Source organism: Frankia casuarinae (assembly GCF_000013345.1).
Lineage (GTDB): Bacteria > Actinomycetota > Actinomycetes > Frankiales > Frankiaceae > Frankia > Frankia casuarinae.
On record NC_007777.1, the window covers coordinates 591,624 to 608,957 of the forward strand.

The following is a 17,334-nucleotide window of genomic DNA, read 5'->3' on the forward strand; positions in this document are numbered from 1 at the left end:
CCTCGGCGAGAAGCTCCTCATCCCGCGGCCGTCCCGAGACGGAATCCGTCCGGCGTGGGCCAGGCTTGCCTCAATGATCCCTAATGATCATTGACTGGAGTGGGTCGTGTGGGCGGCGTACCGGGCACCATTAGGGCAAGCAGCACCAGGACAACCACCAGGACAACCACCAGGACAACCACCAGGACAACCACCAGGACAACCATCGGGACAACGTCGTCGTCTTCCTTGTAGCCCTCGCGGTAGTCCTCGCCCATCGAGATCGGGCCGACCGGCGGTGGATCGCCGAACGCCGGGGCCTGGGAGGGACAGCGGCCGACCGACGGCCGCGGGTGTCCGGGGAGGACCGGGCGCACGAGCCGCCGTCGGTGGGCGGCCGGGGCAGACCCCCGTCCACCGGCGGCTTCCAGCGATGGCTTCCAGCGATGGCTTCCAGCGATGGTGGCGGGTGGGTCAACGCGGAGCATGGACCGGGGAGGAGGACGCGGCGTGCCACCGGACACGCGGGGCGCGGGAGGCGGAGCCGACCTGCGAGGATCGTGGGCATGGTGGTTCCGTCTGCCGCGCCGGCATCCGAGGAGCTTTTCCGGCGCGCCGAGCGTGTTGTTCCCGGTGGGGTCAATTCTCCGGTCCGAGCCTTCCGTGCCGTCGGCGGCACGCCGCGCTTCATGGTGGCGGGCAACGGCCCCTATCTGACCGATGCGGACGGGCGTACCTACATCGACCTGGTGTGCTCGTGGGGGCCGATGATCCTCGGGCATGCCCATCCGGCCGTCGTCGAGGCGGTGTCGCGCGCCGTCTCGGTCGGCACCAGCTTCGGCACCCCCACACCGGGGGAGGTGGAGCTCGCGGAGCTGATCGTCGACCGGGTCGGCCCGGTCGAGAAGGTGCGCCTGGTCAACTCCGGCACCGAGGCGACGATGAGCGCCGTGCGACTGGCCCGGGGTTTCACCGGCCGGTCGACCATCATCAAGTTCGCCGGCTGCTACCACGGGCACGTTGACGCGCTGCTCGCCTCCGCCGGTTCCGGAGTGGCGACCCTCGGGTTGCCGGACACCCCGGGAGTCACCGGCGCCGCCACCGCGGACACCATCGTTCTGCCCTACAACGATCTCGCGCTGGTCGAGGCGGTCTTCGTCGAGCGCGGTGAGACGATCGCGGCGGTCATCACGGAGGCCGCCGCCGCCAACATGGGGGTCGTCCCGCCGCTGCCCGGCTTCAACGCCGGGTTGCGCCGGCTGTGCGACATCCACGGCGCGCTGCTCATTCTCGACGAGGTGATGACCGGGTTCCGCATCTCACGCGCCGGCTGGTGGGGCAACGAGGGCGCGATCGAGGACTGGTCGCCGGACCTGTTCACCTTCGGCAAGGTGATGGGCGGCGGGCTGCCGGCGGCGGCCTTCGGCGGGCGGGCGGACGTGATGGCCAGGCTCGCACCCGCCGGCCCGGTGTACCAGGCGGGCACGCTGTCGGGTAACCCGATTGCCGTCGCCGCCGGACTCGCCACCCTGCGGGCCTGCACCGATGAGGTCTACGCCACCGTCGACACCCGCGCCGCCGACGTGGCCGGGATCGTCTCAACCGCGTTGACCGAGGAGGGCGTGGCCCACCTGCCGAGCAGCGCCGGATCGCTGTTCAGCTTCTTCTTCACCGACGCCGCCACCGTGGTCGACTACGCCGGCGCCCAGGCGCAGAACACCGCCCGGTACGCGGCGTTCTTCCACAGCATGCTCGACGCCGGGATCTACCTGCCGCCGTCGGCGTTCGAGGCGTGGTTCGTCTCGGCCGCGCATGACGACGAGACGGTGGAGCGGATCGCCGCGGCGGCACCGGCGGCCGCACGTGCCGCCGCGGCGGTACCCGAACCGGTGACCGTCTCCGCCTCTCCCGAGGGGCGGGCATGACGGAGCCGACTTCGTTGACCCGGGTGCATCTGGTCCGCCACGGCGAGGTCTTCAACCCGGAGAAGATCCTCTACGGCCGGCTGCCGGGGTTCCGGTTGTCCGACAAGGGCCAGCAGCAGGCGAAGGTCACCGCCGAGTTCCTCGCGGAGCTGGACGTCGCGGCCGTGGTCGCGAGTCCGCTGGATCGTGCCCAGCAGACCGCTGCGCCCATCGCCGCGGCGCACGCACTCGCCGTCCAGGTCGACCCGCGGCTGATCGAAAGCCGCAACGCCTTCGAGGGCAGAACGTTCGAGGCCGGCCCGGCGGTGGTCCGGTACCCCGCCCTGTGGCGCCTGCTACTCAATCCGTTCCGCCCATCCTGGGGCGAACCGTACGACGAGATCGCCGCGCGGATGCTCGTGGCCGTCGTGGAATGGCGCGACGCCCACCCCGGTCGGCACGTCGTGCTCGTCAGCCACCAGCTTCCGGTCTGGACGGCTCGGCGTGCCCTGGAGAGAGTGCCCCTCTGGCACCGTCCCGACCGGCGGCAGTGCGGGCTGGCGAGCGTCACCACGGCCGTCTACCGGGACTCCGAGCTCGTCGGCGTCGAGTACGCGGAGCCGAACGGGCCGACCGCGAACACGCCTGGATCGGTCGGCGCCTGACGAACTCCATCGGTCCCGAGTCACCGGCGCCGGCCGTCGCTGCCCCGCCGGCCGTCGCTGCCCCGCCGGCCCTCGCGGCCCTGCGGGCCGTGCTGCCGTTTCTGCGCTGCCCCGTGTGCGGCCACGCGCTGCACCCGGCGGACAGATCCCTGCGCTGTCCCGCCGGGCACGACTTCGACGTCGGCCGCGGCGGCTATGTCAACCTGCGCACCGGCCGGACTCGGCGGGTCGTCGGCGACAGTGCCGTCATGGTCGCCGCGCGGGAGTCCTTCCTCGGTGGTGGCCACTACGGGCCGCTCACCGCCCGGCTGGCCCAGATCGCGCATCCCGTCCCCGGGGGGCCATCCGGGCTATCCGGGCCATTCGGGCCGCCCGGTCGGGTGATCCTCGACATCGGTGCCGGGACCGGGCACCATCTGGCCGGCGTGGTCGGTGCGCGACCGGACGCCGTCGGCCTCGCCGTCGACGTCTCCAAGTACGCCCTGCGTCGCGCGGCGCGTGCCCATCCCCGGATCGGCGCGGTCTCCTTCGACGTCGCAGCCCCCTGGCCGGTGGCCGACCACGCCGTCGCCGTGCTCCTCGACGTCTTCGCGCCGCGCAACCTGGCCCAGATGCACCGGGTGCTGCGCCCCGACGGGCTGCTCATCGTCGTCACCCCCGGGCCGGGCCATCTCGCCGAGCTGCACGGCCCGCTCGGACTCGTCGGGATACAGGCGGGCAAGAGCGACCGGCTCGACGAACGGACCACCGGACGGTTCGAGCCGATCATCGTCGAGCACGTTGACGTTCCGCTCACGCTGAACACCGAGCAGATCGTCGACCTGGCTCTGATGGGCCCGACCGGCCATCACCGGGCGCCCGACCAGCTGCGCCGACGGGCCGAAACCGCCTTCCCCGGGAGCGCCACCGTCACGGCCCGTTTTCAGATCCGCGGTTACCGTCCGCTCCCGGTCCCGCCGGTGGCCGGCGGCCGGTGAGGCGGCGGAACGGTGCCCGCCTGGCAGATGAAGCCCACAGGTGTCCTTCGTCGAGAAGCCCATGCGCGTCTCGCGGCCCCTCCACCTACCCTGAGTTGAGTTCTACAGTTGGTCGTAGACAGGTTCCCGGGTGGGAAGGGGCAGGGCACATACTGGTTCGCGTGGCGGAGAAGGGATGGCGGTCCGCGTCGGATGACAGGTCGGACCCGCCGGTGACAGGCATTGCCCCGATGCGGCGGACGCGCCGGGCCTGGTCGGCCCGCCGTGTCCGCCGGGCGGGACGCATCGCCTTGGCCGCCGTGGCGCTCGCGGCGGCCGGGCTGCTGGCCGCCTGCTCCCCCGGGGCGAACTCGGTCGACGCCACCGGTGGTGGGGGCTACGGCTTCGTCCAGCAGGCGGCCGGGCAGGACTTCGCCGCCCCCGGAAACCGGCATCCAGCACCCCCCCTGTCCGGTAAGACTCTCGACGGGACCTCCCTCGACCTCTCGTCCTACCGAGGGAAGATCGTTGTGATCAATTTCTGGGCCTCGTGGTGCGCTCCCTGCCGCGCGGAGACGCCAGGCCTGGTCCAGCTGGCCAAGGACAACCCCACGGTGGCGTTCCTCGGTGTCAACGAGAAGGACACCGTCTCCGGTGCGAAGGCCTTCACGCAGGACTTCGGCAGGTCCTACCCGAGCATCGTCGACAAGCTGGGCACCCTCGCCGCGGGCTGGCCGGTCGCTCCGGGCCTCCCGTCGACGTTCGTGCTCGACCAGAACGGGCGGATCGCGGCCCGGTTCACCGGTGGTGTGCTGCCCGACGACCTGAAGCCCGCGTTGAGCCGTCTGCAGGCCGAGGCGTGAGCGGGCACCGTTTGCCCGGGGCGGAGGACCCGCGGTGAGCGTGGTCGGGCTCATCACCGACGGGCCGGTCCTGCTCGCCGCGCCGGTCGCCGCCGCGGCGGGACTGCTCTCTTTTCTCTCCCCCTGCGTCCTTCCGCTGGTGCCGGGCTATCTCAGCTTCGTCACCGGCCTGTCCGGGGCGGAGCTTCAGGATCGTTCGAGGCGAGTTGCCGCCACCCCGGGCGGGCTGCCGGGCCGGGCACCGGCGATGCCGGCGGTGTCCGTAGCGGTGCCGGCGGTGCCGGGCATGGCGGTGGCCGGCGGGGCGGCGGTCTCCGGTGCCCTCGCCCGGGACGACGAGGGGACCGGGTCGCCCGGGCCGCGGCTGTACCGGCTGCGCGCGGGTGGGCGGGTCGCCGCGGGCACGGGTCTGTTCGTGCTCGGCTTCACCGCGGTCTTCGTGTCCTACGGCGCGGCGTTCGGTGGGCTCGGGCAGTGGCTCACCCGCCATCAGGTCGGCGTCAGCCAGCTTCTCGGGGTTGTCACCATTGTGATGGGACTCGCGTTCGCCGGCGTGTTCTCCCGGCTGTCCTGGGCGAACAGGGAGTGGCGCATCCACCGGTTGCCGGCGCCCGGCCTGCTCGGCGCGCCCGTGCTGGGGGTGCTCTTCGGAATCGGCTGGACGCCTTGCCTCGGCCCGACGTTGTCGGCCGTCCTGGGGCTGGCGGTGACGAGCGCGACGGCGCAGCGGGGAGCGTTCCTCTCCGCGGTGTACTGCCTCGGGCTCGGGCTGCCGTTCCTCGCCGTCGGACTGGCTTTCCGACGTGCCGTCGGCGCCCTGCGGGTGCTGCGACGGCATACCCGCATCCTGACCCTGCTCGGCGGCATGCTGCTCGTCACGGTCGGAGTGCTTCAACTCACGGGGGAGTGGGCCGACCTGGTTGCGAACCTACGGCCCTACGCCCCCGGCTTCTCGGAGACGCCGCTGTGACCTCCTCAACCCGTTCGAACGCCCGGCTCGCGCCTGCGTCCGGAACCGTCGATCCCGCAGCACTCGCCGTCGATCCCGCGCCACTCGCCGCCGGGTCCGTCGACGTCGAACCCATCGACACCGTCGAGGTCGAGTCCGACCTTGAGAAGTCCGACCTCGATTCCGCCGTCGAGTCCGCGGGATTCGACTCCGACGCGGCGGCCAGCGCGCGCCGTCTGCCCGAGGGGCACGCCGACGCCCGCGCCGCCGCCCCCGAGGCGTTCGATCCGCCGGACAGCGCGGCCGGTCCGTCGTCCGACGACCCCGGTACGCCGACCGGCGGACCGGGGCGCGCTCCCGGCGCCGGTGGCCGGTTCACCCGGCATCCGGCCCTTGCCCTCGCCGTCCGGTCCTGGCGTCAGCTCACCAGCATGCGCACCGCGCTGCTGCTGCTGTTCCTGCTGGCCCTGGCTGCCGTGCCCGGATCGCTGCTGCCGCAACGCGCCATCAACCCGATGCGGGTAGAGCAGTACCGCGCCGACCACCCCACCCTCGGTCCGCTGCTCGACCGGTTCTCCGGGTTTGACGTCTTCGCCGCGCCCTGGTTCGCGGCGATCTACCTGCTGCTGTTCATCTCCCTGATTGGCTGCCTGTCGTCCCGGATCCGCTGGCATGCCAGGGCGCTGTTCACCGCGCCGCCGAAGGCCCCGGCCCGGCCCGGCCGGCTGCCCGGCGGCAGCGCCTGGACGAGTCCGATGGAGTCCGCCGACGCGATGGCGGCTGCCCGGCAGGCGCTGCGCCGACGGCGCTTCCGGGCCACGGCCACAGCTGGGGAGGCCCACGACGCGAAGGGGACTGCCGACCACTCCGTCGCCGCGGAGAAGGGGTACCTGCGCGAGACCGGCAACCTCGTCTTCCACATTGCCCTGGTGGGGCTGCTCGCCGCGGTGGGCTTCGGTTCCTGGTACGGATACTCCGGGACCGTGCTCGTCGTTTCCGGGAGCGGGTTCGCGAACACGATCATCTCCTATGACCAGTTCAACGCTGGTCAGCGCGTCGACACCGCGAAGCTGCGTCCGTTCTCGCTCACGCTGGACCGGTTCAACGCCACGTTCCAGCCAAGCGGCCAGCCGTCCGACTTCCGCGCCGACGTCACGTATGCCGCCGCGCTGAACGCCCCGACCCGCAAGGCGACCATCCGCGTCAACCATCCGCTGGTGATCGGCAACGCCAAGATTTACCTCATCGGGCATGGATTCGCCCCGCACTTCGTGCTTCGCGACGCCGCACGCAAGGTCGTCTGGGAGGCGAACGTGCCGTGTACCCCGCGGGACGGCATGTTCACCTCAACCTGCACCGTCAAGATCCCCGACACCGGACTGCCCGCGCTGGGCGTCCGCAAGGAGCCCCAGCAGCTGGCCTTCAGCGGCGTGTTCACGCCGACCACCCGCCTCGACCCGACCCAGGGATACGTCTCCGCGTTCCCCGCCGCCCGCGCGCCCGGTCTGACGATCACGGGATTCGTCGGCAACCTCCATCTCAACGAGGGCATTCCACAGAACGTCTACACGGTCGACACCCGCGACCTGCGCCAGATCACGATGACGGGTCCGGCGGGCAGCGAGCGCACCGCGCAGGTCCTGGCCCTCGACAACCCGCGGCAGCGCACCCTTACCGGGCTACCCGGCGGGATGAGCCTCGAGGCCGACCGCGTAGCCGAGTTCGCCACCTTCCAGGTCAAGTCCGACCCGTTCAAGGGTGAGGCGTTGCTCTTCGCGGTCCTCATCATCGTCGGGCTGATCGCGAGTCTTCGGGTGCGCCGCCGCCGGGTATGGGTGCGGGCCCGGCCAGCGGCCGCCGGTGGGTGCACGGTGGAGATCGGTGGGCTGTCCCGCTCCGACGCCGACGGGTTCGCCGTCGAGCTGGCCCAGCTCACGACCCTGGTCCGCGAGGCCACCGGGCCCGCGGGCACCGACCGGTCCGTGCCGACCGCCTCGGAATCGAGCGGCGCCGAACCAGCCAGTACCGAACCAGCCAGTACCGAGCCGGGCAGTACCGAACCCAGTAGTACCGAACCGGGTGGCACCGCAGCCGGCGATGCCGCGTCGAGTGCCAGCGAACGGGAGCACTGATGGCGGTCAACGAGGGCGTAGCCAGCCTTTCCGATCATCTGTTTGGCAGCGGCGAGGCGGTGTACGCCACGGCGATGCTCGGCTACGCGGCCGAGTTCGCGTTCAGCCGGCTCGGCCTGCGCCACGACGTGGCTCAGGAGGCGGCGGCCGTCCCGGCACGGCAGGGGGCCGGGCTGCCGGCAGCGCTGATCGGGGCGGCGGCCGGCGGGATCGGCGGCGCCGCCGATCCCGCCGAGGCGGCCGGCCCGACCGACGGGGCCGCGACCCCGATCGACCCGTCCGACCCCGCCGCCGTGGCCCTCGCTGCGGCCCGGGCCCGGGAGATCGAGGCTGTCCGGCGGCGGGCGAACGCCGCGCACACGCTGGCCGCCGGTAACGACGGCGACGTGGCGGTTCCCGCGCGTGCCCGGTGGATCGGGCGGATCGCCGTCGCGCTGACGGTCGTCGGCTGGACGCTGCACCTGGGGTCCGTCATCACTCGTGGCCTCGCGGCGGACCGGGTGCCCTGGGGCAACATGTACGAGTTCTCGTCGATGATCTGCCTGATCGCGGTCACGACGTTTCTCGCCCTGATGATCCGGCAGCCGGTCCGGTGGCTGGGCGTCTTCGTCATGCTGCCGGTCGTGCTCTCGCTCGGTTTCGCCGGCACTGTGCTCTATGTCGCAGCGGGACCGCTGGTGCCCGCGCTCAACTCGTACTGGCTCAAGATCCATGTGGTCGGTGCGATCGTCGCCAGCGGGGTGTTCCTGGTCTCCGCCGTGACCACGGTGTTGTTCCTCGTCAAGGAGCGTTGGGAAAATCGGCTGGCCGAGGTCGCGGCCGGACGGGCTGACGCGAGCCAGGCCATGCAGCGCCGGGGCGGCATCGTCATGCGCCTGCCGTCGTCGGCGGCGCTCGACACCCTGTCCTACCGGGTCATCGCGTTCGCGTTCCCGATCTGGACCTTCGCGATCATTGCCGGGGCGATCTGGGCGGAATCAGCATGGGGCCGCTACTGGGGGTGGGACCCCAAGGAGACGTGGTCGTTCATCACCTGGGTCTGCTACGCCGCCTACCTGCACGCCCGCGCGACGGCCGGATGGCGTGGGCGGCGGGCCGCGGCGATCTCGCTGCTGGCCTTCAGCGCCCTGTTCGTGGACTACTACCTGGTGAATCTGGTCATCTCGGGGCTGCACTCCTACGCCGGCATCTGACCCTCCCCACGGCTGCTGCTCCCTGGTCCCGGCCTGGCCCCGCCGGGGAGAACGGGCGGGCCACCCGCAGCCTGCGGAGAACACCCCGCTCGGCCGCGTACCGGAACGACGGACCGCTGCTCGTCCCGGTGCGCGGAGCCGGTCAGCCGCGGGCTCGTGCCCCTGGATCCCCCGCGTCCATGCGGCTCAGCCGCGGGACGATGACGACGGAGGTCCGGCCTCGCCCTTGCGGATCCGGGCGGACAGCTCCCGCATGAAGTCCGGGTCGTCGTCGGGACCCTTCGGCCGGACGGCGGCCCGGCGGGTGCCCGTCCGCGCGCTGTACCGGCCGAAGCCGCCATCACGCCGGCTGTCGATGCCCCAGGACGATCGTTGCCCGAAGGCCGGATGGTCGGAGACCGGCCGGCGCAACGGCCGCTCGCCGACGCTGTTCGCGCGAGGTCGACCGAAGAAAAACCATCCGGCGGTGCCGAAGATACCAAGGAAGATCACTGCTACGATCCACGCGAGTTTGGGCATGATCCGAACCTCCTCGGGGGGTGTCCCGAAGACATCGATGATCGCGTAAGCCCAAACACCAATGATCACAAACGTCAGCGCGAGGCCCAGCACCGGCCGGTCGCTCCTTCCTGCTTTTCTTGATCGTTATGTCCGTCTTGGCCTGTCAGGTATGGAACATCCGATCCGCGGGCATCTAATCCCCGACCCGTGGCGAAACCCCCGACCCGTGGCGACGTCACGGACGGATGGCGCCACGGACGGGCGACCTCACCAGATGGGTCAGGCGAGCACGTACCGTCCGCTATGGCCCGCGACGGACGTACATGTCGTGGTGATGGCCGGCCCGTGTATCTCTAGTGTGCCTTCCGCGCCGGCTCCTCGTCCTCCCGGTCCGTTATCCGACGAGGCCGTGCCCGGGACGTGACGTGTTGAACTGGGATCGTGACCACCTGTGGGCGGTCGGGCATCCACCCGTGGCGACTGCGAGGATGGAGCTCATGGCCTGGGCGGATCTGCGTGCGTTCCTTGCTCATCTCGAAAGGCGGAAGGATCTGCGCCGCGTCACCGTACCCGTCGACCCGCGTCTCGAGGTCACCGAGATCGTGACCCGGGTGGTACGGGAGCGCGGGCCGGCTCTGCTGTTCGAGTCCCCGGCCGGCGCCGACATGCCGCTGGCGATCAATGTGTTCGGCACCGAGGAGCGGATGGCTGCCGCGCTCGGCGTCGAGGCGCTGGACGACATCGGTGAACGGCTCGGCGCGCTGCTGCGCCCGCAGCTGCCGATCGGCCTGTCCGGGTTGCGTGAGGCGTTCGGCAAGGCAGCGTCGCTCGCCTCGGTCCCGCCCCGCCGGGTCCGGACCGCGCCCTGCCAGGACGTCGTCCTCAAGGGTCCGGACGTCGACCTGTTCCGGCTGCCGGGGGTGCACGCCTGGCCGAACGACGGCGGGGCCTTCCTCAACCTCGGTCTGACGCACACGAAGCACCCCGAGACCGGGGCGCGTAACCTCGGGATGTACCGGTTGCAACGCCATGACGCACGCACCGTCGGCATGCACTGGCAGATCCACAAGGACTCCAACGCGCATCACGCGGTCGCCGAGCGGCGTGGGGAGCGGCTGCCGGTCGCCATCGCGTTCGGGTGCGACCCGGCGGTCACCTACGCCGCGTCCGCCCCCCTGCCTGCCGACCTCGACGAGTACCTGTTCGCCGGTTACCTGCGCGGCGAGCGGGTGGAGATGGTCGACTGCCTCTCCGTCCCGCTGCGGGTGCCCGCGAACGCACAGGTGGTGATCGAGGGCTGGCTCGAGCCGGGGGAGCGGCTGCCCGAGGGGCCGTTCGGCGACCACACCGGCTTCTACACGCCCGTCGAACCGTTCCCGGCGCTGCACGTCGACGTGATGACGATGCAGCGTGACCCGGTGTTCCAGACGATCGTGGTCGGTCGGCCGCCGCAGGAGGACGGTCCGATGGGCAAGGCCACCGAACGGATCTTCCTGCCACTGGTCAGGATGATGATTCCCGAGATCGTCGACTACGACCTGCCCGAGGCGGGGGTGTTCCACAATTGCTGCATCGTCTCCATCGAGAAGCGTTATCCGAAGCACGCGCAGAAGGTGATGAACGCGGTCTGGGGGGCCGGGCTGCTGTCGTTGTCGAAGCTGATCGTGGTCGTCGACGCCGACTGCGACGTGCACGACTACCACGAGGTCGCTTGGCGCGCCTTCGGCAACGTCGACTATGCCCACGACCTGATCACCACCATCGGGCCGGTGGACCATCTCGACCACGCCGCCTACGAGCAGTTCTGGGGCGGCAAGGTCGGTGTGGACGCGACCCGCAAGCTACCGAGCGAGGGTTACCGGCGCGACGGCGGCTGGCCGGAGGAGATCGTCATGGACGAGGCGGTCCGCGAACGGGTCACCCGCCGATGGAAGGAGTATGGCCTGTGACCGTCCTCCGTTTTTCTTGCCTAGCCAGAGGGACAAAAAGGACGCTGGGGCCTCTGGCTGGGCAAGGAACAAGGAGTGGTGATCGCGGTGAGTGACGCCGCGTGGGTGCCTGGCGCGTCGGAGCCGGTCGGGCGAGGGTCGGGAGCCGGCCCGGGACACGCCACCGGCCGGGTACGGGCGTTTCTGCGGCTCGTCGTCATCGAGCACTCGGTCTTCGCGCTGCCGTTCGCCTACATCGCGGCGCTCGCCGCCTCGTTCGCGGATTCCCGGTCGGTGCACTGGTCGGACCTCGCCCTCGTCACCGTGGCGATGGTCGCGGCCCGAACTTTCGCCATGGCCGCAAACCGGGTCATCGATCGCGCGATCGACGCCCGTAATCCGAGGACGGCGAACCGAGAGCTGGTCACCGGCGTGGTCTCGGTGCGTACGGCGGTCGTCGGCGCCGCGGTCGCGCTCGCCGTCTTCCTCACCGCCGCCGCGGCCTTGTCCTGGCTCTGCCTGCTGCTCGCGCCGGTCGCCGTCGCGCCGCTCGTCGTCTACCCCTACGCGAAACGGTTCACCGACTTCCCGCACGCCGTGCTCGGCATCGCCCAGGCGGTGGCCCCGGTCGGCGCGTGGATCGCGGTCACCGGTGAGTGGTCCTGGGCCGCACTGGTGCTCGGCCTTGCGGTCGGTAGCTGGATCGGCGGCTTCGACGTGATCTACGCCTGCCAGGATGCCGAGGTCGACCGGCGCATCGGCGTGCGTGCGGTGCCGGCCCGGTTCGGGGTGCGGGCCGCGCTCATTGGTTCCACGGTTACGCATATGATCACCTTTGCGTTGTTCATCGTCTACGGGCTGATGGACAACGCCGGTCCGTGGTGGTGGGCTGGGCTCGTGCTGACGGCGGCGGCATTCTGCTATGAGCACGCCATCGTGTCCCCGAACGACCTGTCGCGGGTCAACCGGGCCTTCCTCACCGCGAACGGATTCGTCGGCATCGTCTTGTTCCTCTTCGCCGTTGTCGATCTCGCCAGCCGTGGTCTGGCCGTCTGAGCATCGGATTCGTCATGGCCGATGTGTTCAGTGCCCCCGAGGAGGGGGCCGGAGCGCGCCTGCCGTGGGTGGTCGGGGTGAGCGGCGCCAGTGGAACCCCCTACGCGGCCGCGGTGCTGCGTGGCCTGCTGGCCGCTCGGCTGCCAGTCGATCTGGTGCTGTCCCGCGCGGCCCGCCTGACCCTGCTCGATGAGACGGGTATCGCCTGGCGTGACTCCGCCTGGGCGAAAGCCCTGGTCACGTGGCTGTCCATGCCCCCGGGCGGGGTGTCACCTCCGGAGGGTCTGTCGGCGCGGCTGGCCGATCGTGACGTGCTGGCCGATACGGTGTCCACCCTCGTCGCGGTACATGCCCCTGGTGATCTGGGGGCGCCGACGAGCAGCGGTTCGTACCCGACTCGCGGGATGATCGTCGTCCCGGCGAGCACCGCCTGCCTGGCCGGCATCACCCTGGGACTGTCCAAGGATCTGTTGCAGCGGTCGGCGGATGTCACGCTCAAGGAAGGCCGCCGTCTGATCGTCGTCCCGCGGGAGATGCCCTACACCCGCGCGACGCTGCGCCACATGCTGGACCTGCACGACGCCGGGGCGGTGGTGGCCGCGGCGAGCCCGGGGTTTTACGCGGGTGTGCGGACGGCCGGCGATCTCGTCGACTTCGTGGCCGGGCGGGTGCTCGACGCCGCCGACGTGCCGCACACGCTCTTCCGGCGTTGGACCGGCGAGCTCGGCGGCGCCCGCCGTGACCTGGCGGACCGCCGTGACCTGCTGGAGGTCGAGACGGCGCCACCGGCCGGGTGACGTCTGTTCCCCCTGGCGCAGGCCCCACCCGGACAGGCACAGTTGTCGGGAACGGGCCCCGACCGGGGCCGCGGTGCCGGCGGGATGAGGACGATATGGCGACGGGTGGGCGCGGACCGACGAGGAACCGGGGCCGGGGAACCGGTGGGGTGGACGGGGCCACGGCACGCAGATCCGCCTCGGCGCGGCCGGGTCGTCCCACTCGCGCCGAGCGGCCCGCGCCGCAGGACGTGAACCTGCGTGCGCAACTGCCGTATTTCCTGATCCGCGTCGCAGCCCTCGCCGTGATTACCGTGATCCTGGTGGCCGTCGGGCTGAACCTGCTGATGGCGCTGCTCGTTGGGTTCGCTGTCGCCGGACTGCTGACCTGGCCGCTCGGGCGGATGCAGCGCAGGGCCGCACAGCGGGCCGCTCAGCGCCCGGATGCGAGGAACGCCGGGAACGCCGGGAACGCCGGGAACAGCGGGAACAGCGGGAACGCCGGGTAGCCGCGAGTAGTCGGACGCCCCGCCGGATCGCGGGGCGGATCGCGGGGCGGCTGTGACCGGGCAGCCGTGCTCGCCTCCGAGGACACCGAGACCGGCGGGCTAGGCTGGAAGGCATGGATGCTGGGCTCAAGCGGGAGATCGAGGCCAAAGTTTCCGCCGGCGAGAGACTGAGCCGTGCCGACGGGGAGGCGCTGTACGCCAGCGACGACCTCGTCTGGTTGGGCGGTCTCGCCCACGAGGTTCGCACCAGAAAGAACGGCGACAAGACCTTCTTCAACGTCAACCGGCATCTGAACCTGACGAACGTCTGCTCGGCGTCCTGCGCGTACTGCTCGTTCCAGCGCAAGCCCGGTGAGTCCGATGCCTACACCATGCGCATCGAGGAGGCTGTCCGGCTGGCGAAGGAGATGGAGCCGGCCGGGATCACCGAGCTGCATATCGTCAACGGTCTGCATCCGACGCTGCCCTGGCGTTACTATCCGCGCTCGCTGCGGGAGCTCGGCAAGGCGCTGCCCGGCGTCGCCTTGAAGGCGTTCACCGCTACCGAGATCCACTGGTTTGAGAAGATCAGTGGCCTGTCCGCCGATGAGATCCTCGACGAGCTCATCGACGCGGGACTCGAGTCGCTCACCGGCGGCGGCGCGGAGATCTTCGACTGGGAGGTCCGCCAGAAGATCGTCGGTCACGAGACGCACTGGGAGGACTGGTCGCGCATCCACCGGCTCGCCCACGCCAAGGGCCTGCGCACTCCGTGCACGATGCTGTACGGGCACGTCGAGGACCCCCGGCACCGGGTGGACCACGTGCTGCGGCTGCGTGAGCTGCAGGATTCCACGGGCGGGTTCACGGTCTTCATCCCGCTGCGCTTCCAGCACGACGCCGCCGGCGACCCGCGCAACCGGTTGATGAACCAGCCGATGGCGACGGGGGCCGAGGCGTTGAAGACGTTCGCCGTCTCCCGGCTGCTGTTCGACAACGTGGACCACATCAAGTGCTTCTGGGTGATGCATGGTCTCACCACGGCGCAGCTCGCGTTGAACTTCGGCGCCGACGACCTCGACGGTTCCGTTGTCGAGTACAAGATCACGCACGATGCGGACCGGTTCGGGACGCCGCACACCATGACCCGCGAGGATCTGCTCGCAATCATCCGCGACGCCGGCTTCCGCCCGGTCGAGCGGGACACCCGCTACCGGGAGATCCGTGTCTACGACGGTCCCGACCCGGCTCGGCGTGACGTCCCGACCTCGATCGACGCCTGACCGGTGGACCGGATGGGCACCGGGGAGGGGCCGGGGCCGGCCCGCGGATCCGAGGAGTCGCCGGCGCCCGGGGGTTCCGGGCCTGTCCGGCCCCACGGAGCACCCGGCATCGGATCGATCTTTGTGCTGGCCTTCCTGGTGATCCTGTTTCCGGGGGTGGCCGGGTATGTGGTGCTCGACTGGATCGGTCTGCCGATCGGTGCCGCCGGCCTGCTGGGTCTGTTCGTCGTCTTCCTGGGGCTGGGCTTCTTCCCGACCGTGCTGCGCCGGCTCGGCTGGGTGCCGACGAAGAGACGGAGGACGTGATGGCGCAATCGCGTAGGCGGCTGGTTTCGTGGCCACAGCGGGTTTCGTGGCCACAGCGGGCGATGCCCGACTCGCCGACCGAATCGGGCCAGGCGGGCGAGCGCGGCCTGCTCGGCATCAACCTGCGGTACTTCGCGGTACGCGTGGTGCTCTTCGGAGCGGTGCTGGCCGTGGTCCTGCTGCTGGGGGTGAACGGGCTGCTGGCCTTCGCCCTGGCCGTGGTGTTCAGCGGGCTGCTCAGCTATCCCCTGGCGTTGCGCCAGCGCCGCGCGGTCATCGAGGTCATGGAGGAGCGCCGGGGCGGACGGTGTTGACCGGAGCCGGAGCGGACGACGACGGCGATACCCAGGCCCGTCCCCGGGTGGGGCACATCCAGTTTCTGAACTGCCTGCCGCTGTACTGGGGACTGGTCCACTCCGGTGCTCTGCTCGACATCGAGCTGACGAAGGACACCCCGGACCGGCTGAACGACGCGCTGATCGTCGGCGATCTCGATATCGGTCCGATCAGCCTGGTGGAGTACCTCCGGCATGCCGACGAGCTCGTCGTGCTGCCCGACCTCGCGGTCGGCTCCGACGGTCCGGTCCTGTCCGTCGTGCTGAGCACGGCGGCGCCGCTCGCGGAGATCCGGACCGTCGCGCTCGGCTCGACGTCCAGGACCAGCGTGCTGCTCGCCCGGATGTTGCTGGAGGAGCGCCACGGCCTGCGACCGGAGTACGTGACGATGCCGCCGGACCTGCCGTCGATGCTGCGGGAGGCGGATGCCGCGGTGATCATCGGGGATACCGCGCTACGGGCGACCTACGACGCCGAGCGGGGCGGTCCGGACCATCCTCTCCGGCTCATCGATCTCGGTGCCGCCTGGCAGGAGTGGACCGGCCTGCCCATGGTGTTCGCCGTGTGGGCCGCCCGACGGTCCTTCGCCGAACGCCGTCCCGGGGTGGTCAAGGAGGTGCACGGCGCGTTCCGCTCCGGACTCGACCTGGCGCTGCGTGATGTGGACGAGGTCGCGGCGCGGGCGGCCCGTTTTGAGGTGTTCGACCCGGGCACGCTGGCCCGGTATTTCACCACTCTCGACTTTCGGCTTGGTGCGCGCCAGCAGGCGGGGATTATCGCCTTCGCCGGACGTGCCGCGCGGCGAGGTGATGTTCCGGCGCTGCGCGAACTGCGTTTCGCGGACGTCTGAGCGCCACTCAGGCCGGCGGTCGGAACCCCGCTCAGACCGGTGGTCGGAACGCGCGGGAGATACTGGTCGGCGGAATCGGAACCGCTCGGCGCGTACTCGCCGTGGCGAAGCGCGCGATACGGCCCTTTACCAGCGCGATCAACCGGGGCGGGGTGGCTCGCCCGCCCGGCGCGATCAGCATCTCGTCGAGAGTCTCGCCACCGGAATCATCCCCGTCGGCCAGAGCATACCTCGGAGCGCTGGGCTCACCTGGCGGCCCGGACCGTGGGTCCGGTGGCACGGGGGCCCCGGGGCCGTCGCCGGACACGATGCCGGGTTCGGTGCCGGGTTCGGTGCCCTCGCAGACCTGCCGGGCGGCCGCGTCGATGAGGCTGTTGACCGCGAGGGTCCAGGCCCGTAGTCCTTCGTGACCGGTCAGCTCGGTGAACACCGCCGCCTCGAGGCAGCAGGTGCTGGCTCCCGCGAGCTCGTCCACGTCCAACAGGGAGATGGCGAGCAGCCCGGCCAGGTGACCCGCGAGCATGAACAGCCGGAACTGCTGGTGCGGCAGCATGGGCGTGTGTAGCAGGTTGTCGACGACGTTCTGCTGCTCCAGCACCTGGGCGGTGACGTCCTGTGGATCGAGCCGATCGGCCTTGGCGATCAGATCGGCCACCAACCGATCGAGGTAGTCCAGTTCGGTGTCCGACCGGCGGTGGTCGAGCAGATCCGAAACCCGGCGGCGGGACTCCCGCTCCGGATCGGGCCTGCGACGCAGGCGTTCCGCCCGGGCGGCGACGGCTGCCTCACGCAGGTCGATGAGGGCGCCCCCGGCCTCCAGCGCCGCGTCGACTGCGGCGATCACCGGCCGGGAGGGGATGCCTCGGCTGGGCTGTTCGAGCTGACCGATGTACTGGCGGCTGTAGCCGGTGCGTCGGGCGAGCTCCTCCCGAGAGAGGACACGTTCACAGCGCCGCCGTCGGACCTCAGCGGGTAGCAGGTCTTCGGCGGTCGCCGCATCGTGCCGGCCTCGGCTCCGTTGCCGCATCTGTGACGTCCTTCCGCGTGGCAAGGTCCCGCCTCCCGAGGAGGGAAGCTCAGCAGTCGTGTGCTGTCTCTGCCCGCCCGCCTGACGGTCGCCCGCCCGATGGCCAGCAGAGAGTCACCGATAGTGATCAGATTACTCCAGA

At 70.8% G+C, this 17,334-nt stretch carries 18 protein-coding genes; 15 read left to right on the plus strand and 3 right to left on the minus strand.

Features of this window, described 5'->3' with window-relative positions:
- Nucleotides 1-80: 80 nt before the first annotated feature.
- Nucleotides 81-356: a hypothetical protein gene (locus FRANCCI3_RS02520; RefSeq protein WP_011434966.1), complete on the minus strand. Its 276-nt coding sequence runs from the start codon at nucleotides 354-356 to the stop codon at nucleotides 81-83.
- A gap of 189 nt (nucleotides 357-545) precedes the next feature.
- Between FRANCCI3_RS02520 and hemL the strand changes: the two genes are divergently transcribed.
- From hemL to ccsB, 7 genes are all read left to right on the plus strand, one after another.
- A complete protein-coding gene (gene hemL / locus FRANCCI3_RS02525) occupies nucleotides 546-1,904 on the plus strand; it encodes a glutamate-1-semialdehyde 2,1-aminomutase (RefSeq protein WP_011434967.1) in 1,359 nt (452 codons plus the stop codon).
- Nucleotides 1,901-2,548 (plus strand): histidine phosphatase family protein, encoded by a 648-nt coding sequence (locus FRANCCI3_RS02530; protein WP_011434968.1) that lies wholly within the window; start codon nucleotides 1,901-1,903, stop codon nucleotides 2,546-2,548. The genes hemL and FRANCCI3_RS02530 overlap by 4 nt, the downstream gene beginning before the upstream one ends.
- A gap of 89 nt (nucleotides 2,549-2,637) precedes the next feature.
- A complete protein-coding gene (locus FRANCCI3_RS02535) occupies nucleotides 2,638-3,525 on the plus strand; it encodes a putative RNA methyltransferase (RefSeq protein WP_236701549.1) in 888 nt (295 codons plus the stop codon).
- A gap of 212 nt (nucleotides 3,526-3,737) precedes the next feature.
- On the plus strand, nucleotides 3,738-4,367 hold the full coding sequence (locus tag FRANCCI3_RS02540; protein WP_011434970.1) for a TlpA family protein disulfide reductase: 630 nt from the start codon (nucleotides 3,738-3,740) through the stop codon (nucleotides 4,365-4,367).
- A gap of 34 nt (nucleotides 4,368-4,401) precedes the next feature.
- Entirely contained in the window at nucleotides 4,402-5,337 is a 936-nt protein-coding gene (locus FRANCCI3_RS02545; protein WP_011434971.1) for a cytochrome c biogenesis CcdA family protein, read from the plus strand.
- Nucleotides 5,334-7,448: a cytochrome c biogenesis protein ResB gene (locus FRANCCI3_RS02550; RefSeq protein WP_011434972.1), complete on the plus strand. Its 2,115-nt coding sequence runs from the start codon at nucleotides 5,334-5,336 to the stop codon at nucleotides 7,446-7,448. Before FRANCCI3_RS02545 ends, FRANCCI3_RS02550 begins: the two co-directional genes overlap by 4 nt.
- Nucleotides 7,448-8,641, plus strand: a complete 1,194-nt coding sequence (gene ccsB, locus FRANCCI3_RS02555; protein ID WP_011434973.1) for a c-type cytochrome biogenesis protein CcsB — start codon at nucleotides 7,448-7,450, stop codon at nucleotides 8,639-8,641. The genes FRANCCI3_RS02550 and ccsB overlap by 1 nt, the downstream gene beginning before the upstream one ends.
- Before the next feature lie 186 nt (nucleotides 8,642-8,827).
- Here ccsB and FRANCCI3_RS02560 read toward each other — a convergent pair whose 3' ends face one another.
- A complete protein-coding gene (locus FRANCCI3_RS02560) occupies nucleotides 8,828-9,253 on the minus strand; it encodes a PLD nuclease N-terminal domain-containing protein (protein WP_011434974.1) in 426 nt (141 codons plus the stop codon).
- 386 nt (nucleotides 9,254-9,639) lie between these two features.
- Here FRANCCI3_RS02560 and FRANCCI3_RS02565 point away from each other — a divergent pair, with 386 nt between their 5' ends.
- From FRANCCI3_RS02565 to FRANCCI3_RS02600, 8 genes are all read left to right on the plus strand, one after another.
- Entirely contained in the window at nucleotides 9,640-11,091 is a 1,452-nt protein-coding gene (locus FRANCCI3_RS02565) for a menaquinone biosynthesis decarboxylase (protein WP_023839804.1), read from the plus strand.
- 87 nt (nucleotides 11,092-11,178) lie between these two features.
- Complete coding sequence (mqnP, locus tag FRANCCI3_RS02570; RefSeq protein WP_035959077.1) at nucleotides 11,179-12,126, plus strand: menaquinone biosynthesis prenyltransferase MqnP; 948 nt, start codon at nucleotides 11,179-11,181, stop codon at nucleotides 12,124-12,126.
- 14 nt (nucleotides 12,127-12,140) lie between these two features.
- On the plus strand, nucleotides 12,141-12,923 hold the full coding sequence (locus FRANCCI3_RS02575; RefSeq protein WP_011434977.1) for a UbiX family flavin prenyltransferase: 783 nt from the start codon (nucleotides 12,141-12,143) through the stop codon (nucleotides 12,921-12,923).
- Between the two features lie 95 nt (nucleotides 12,924-13,018).
- The gene (locus FRANCCI3_RS02580) at nucleotides 13,019-13,411 is read left to right on the plus strand and encodes a hypothetical protein (RefSeq protein WP_011434978.1); all 393 of its coding nucleotides are present in this window, start codon (nucleotides 13,019-13,021) and stop codon (nucleotides 13,409-13,411) included.
- Nucleotides 13,412-13,524: 113 nt separating this feature from the next.
- Entirely contained in the window at nucleotides 13,525-14,673 is a 1,149-nt protein-coding gene (gene mqnE / locus FRANCCI3_RS02585; protein WP_011434979.1) for an aminofutalosine synthase MqnE, read from the plus strand.
- A gap of 12 nt (nucleotides 14,674-14,685) precedes the next feature.
- The gene (locus FRANCCI3_RS02590) at nucleotides 14,686-14,979 is read left to right on the plus strand and encodes a hypothetical protein (protein ID WP_011434980.1); all 294 of its coding nucleotides are present in this window, start codon (nucleotides 14,686-14,688) and stop codon (nucleotides 14,977-14,979) included.
- A 62-nt stretch (nucleotides 14,980-15,041) separates the two neighbouring features.
- On the plus strand, nucleotides 15,042-15,293 hold the full coding sequence (locus FRANCCI3_RS02595; RefSeq protein ID WP_051868632.1) for a DUF4229 domain-containing protein: 252 nt from the start codon (nucleotides 15,042-15,044) through the stop codon (nucleotides 15,291-15,293).
- Nucleotides 15,290-16,165 (plus strand): menaquinone biosynthetic enzyme MqnA/MqnD family protein, encoded by an 876-nt coding sequence (locus FRANCCI3_RS02600; protein WP_035729688.1) that lies wholly within the window; start codon nucleotides 15,290-15,292, stop codon nucleotides 16,163-16,165. The genes FRANCCI3_RS02595 and FRANCCI3_RS02600 overlap by 4 nt, the downstream gene beginning before the upstream one ends.
- A 31-nt stretch (nucleotides 16,166-16,196) precedes the next feature.
- On the opposite strand, the gene FRANCCI3_RS02605 is transcribed toward FRANCCI3_RS02600, so the two are convergent.
- Nucleotides 16,197-17,192, minus strand: a complete 996-nt coding sequence (locus FRANCCI3_RS02605; protein ID WP_011434983.1) for a helix-turn-helix domain-containing protein — start codon at nucleotides 17,190-17,192, stop codon at nucleotides 16,197-16,199.
- Nucleotides 17,193-17,334: the final 142 nt, after the last annotated feature.

What these genes read in the sequence shown, in the direction of transcription:
- hemL (WP_011434967.1), top strand. Translation starts at nt 546, where the DNA reads ATGGTGGTTCCGTCTGCCGCGCCGGCATCCGAGGAGCTTTTCCGGCGC.
- FRANCCI3_RS02530 (WP_011434968.1), top strand. Translation starts at nt 1,901, where the DNA reads ATGACGGAGCCGACTTCGTTGACCCGGGTGCATCTGGTCCGCCACGGC.
- ccsB (WP_011434973.1), top strand. Translation starts at nt 7,448, where the DNA reads ATGGCGGTCAACGAGGGCGTAGCCAGCCTTTCCGATCATCTGTTTGGC.
- FRANCCI3_RS02565 (WP_023839804.1), top strand. Translation starts at nt 9,640, where the DNA reads ATGGCCTGGGCGGATCTGCGTGCGTTCCTTGCTCATCTCGAAAGGCGG.
- FRANCCI3_RS02575 (WP_011434977.1), top strand. Translation starts at nt 12,141, where the DNA reads ATGGCCGATGTGTTCAGTGCCCCCGAGGAGGGGGCCGGAGCGCGCCTG.
- FRANCCI3_RS02580 (WP_011434978.1), top strand. Translation starts at nt 13,019, where the DNA reads ATGGCGACGGGTGGGCGCGGACCGACGAGGAACCGGGGCCGGGGAACC.
- mqnE (WP_011434979.1), top strand. Translation starts at nt 13,525, where the DNA reads ATGGATGCTGGGCTCAAGCGGGAGATCGAGGCCAAAGTTTCCGCCGGC.
- FRANCCI3_RS02590 (WP_011434980.1), top strand. Translation starts at nt 14,686, where the DNA reads ATGGGCACCGGGGAGGGGCCGGGGCCGGCCCGCGGATCCGAGGAGTCG.
- FRANCCI3_RS02595 (WP_051868632.1), top strand. Translation starts at nt 15,042, where the DNA reads ATGCCCGACTCGCCGACCGAATCGGGCCAGGCGGGCGAGCGCGGCCTG.
- FRANCCI3_RS02605 (WP_011434983.1), bottom strand. Translation starts at nt 17,192, where the DNA reads ATGCGGCAACGGAGCCGAGGCCGGCACGATGCGGCGACCGCCGAAGAC.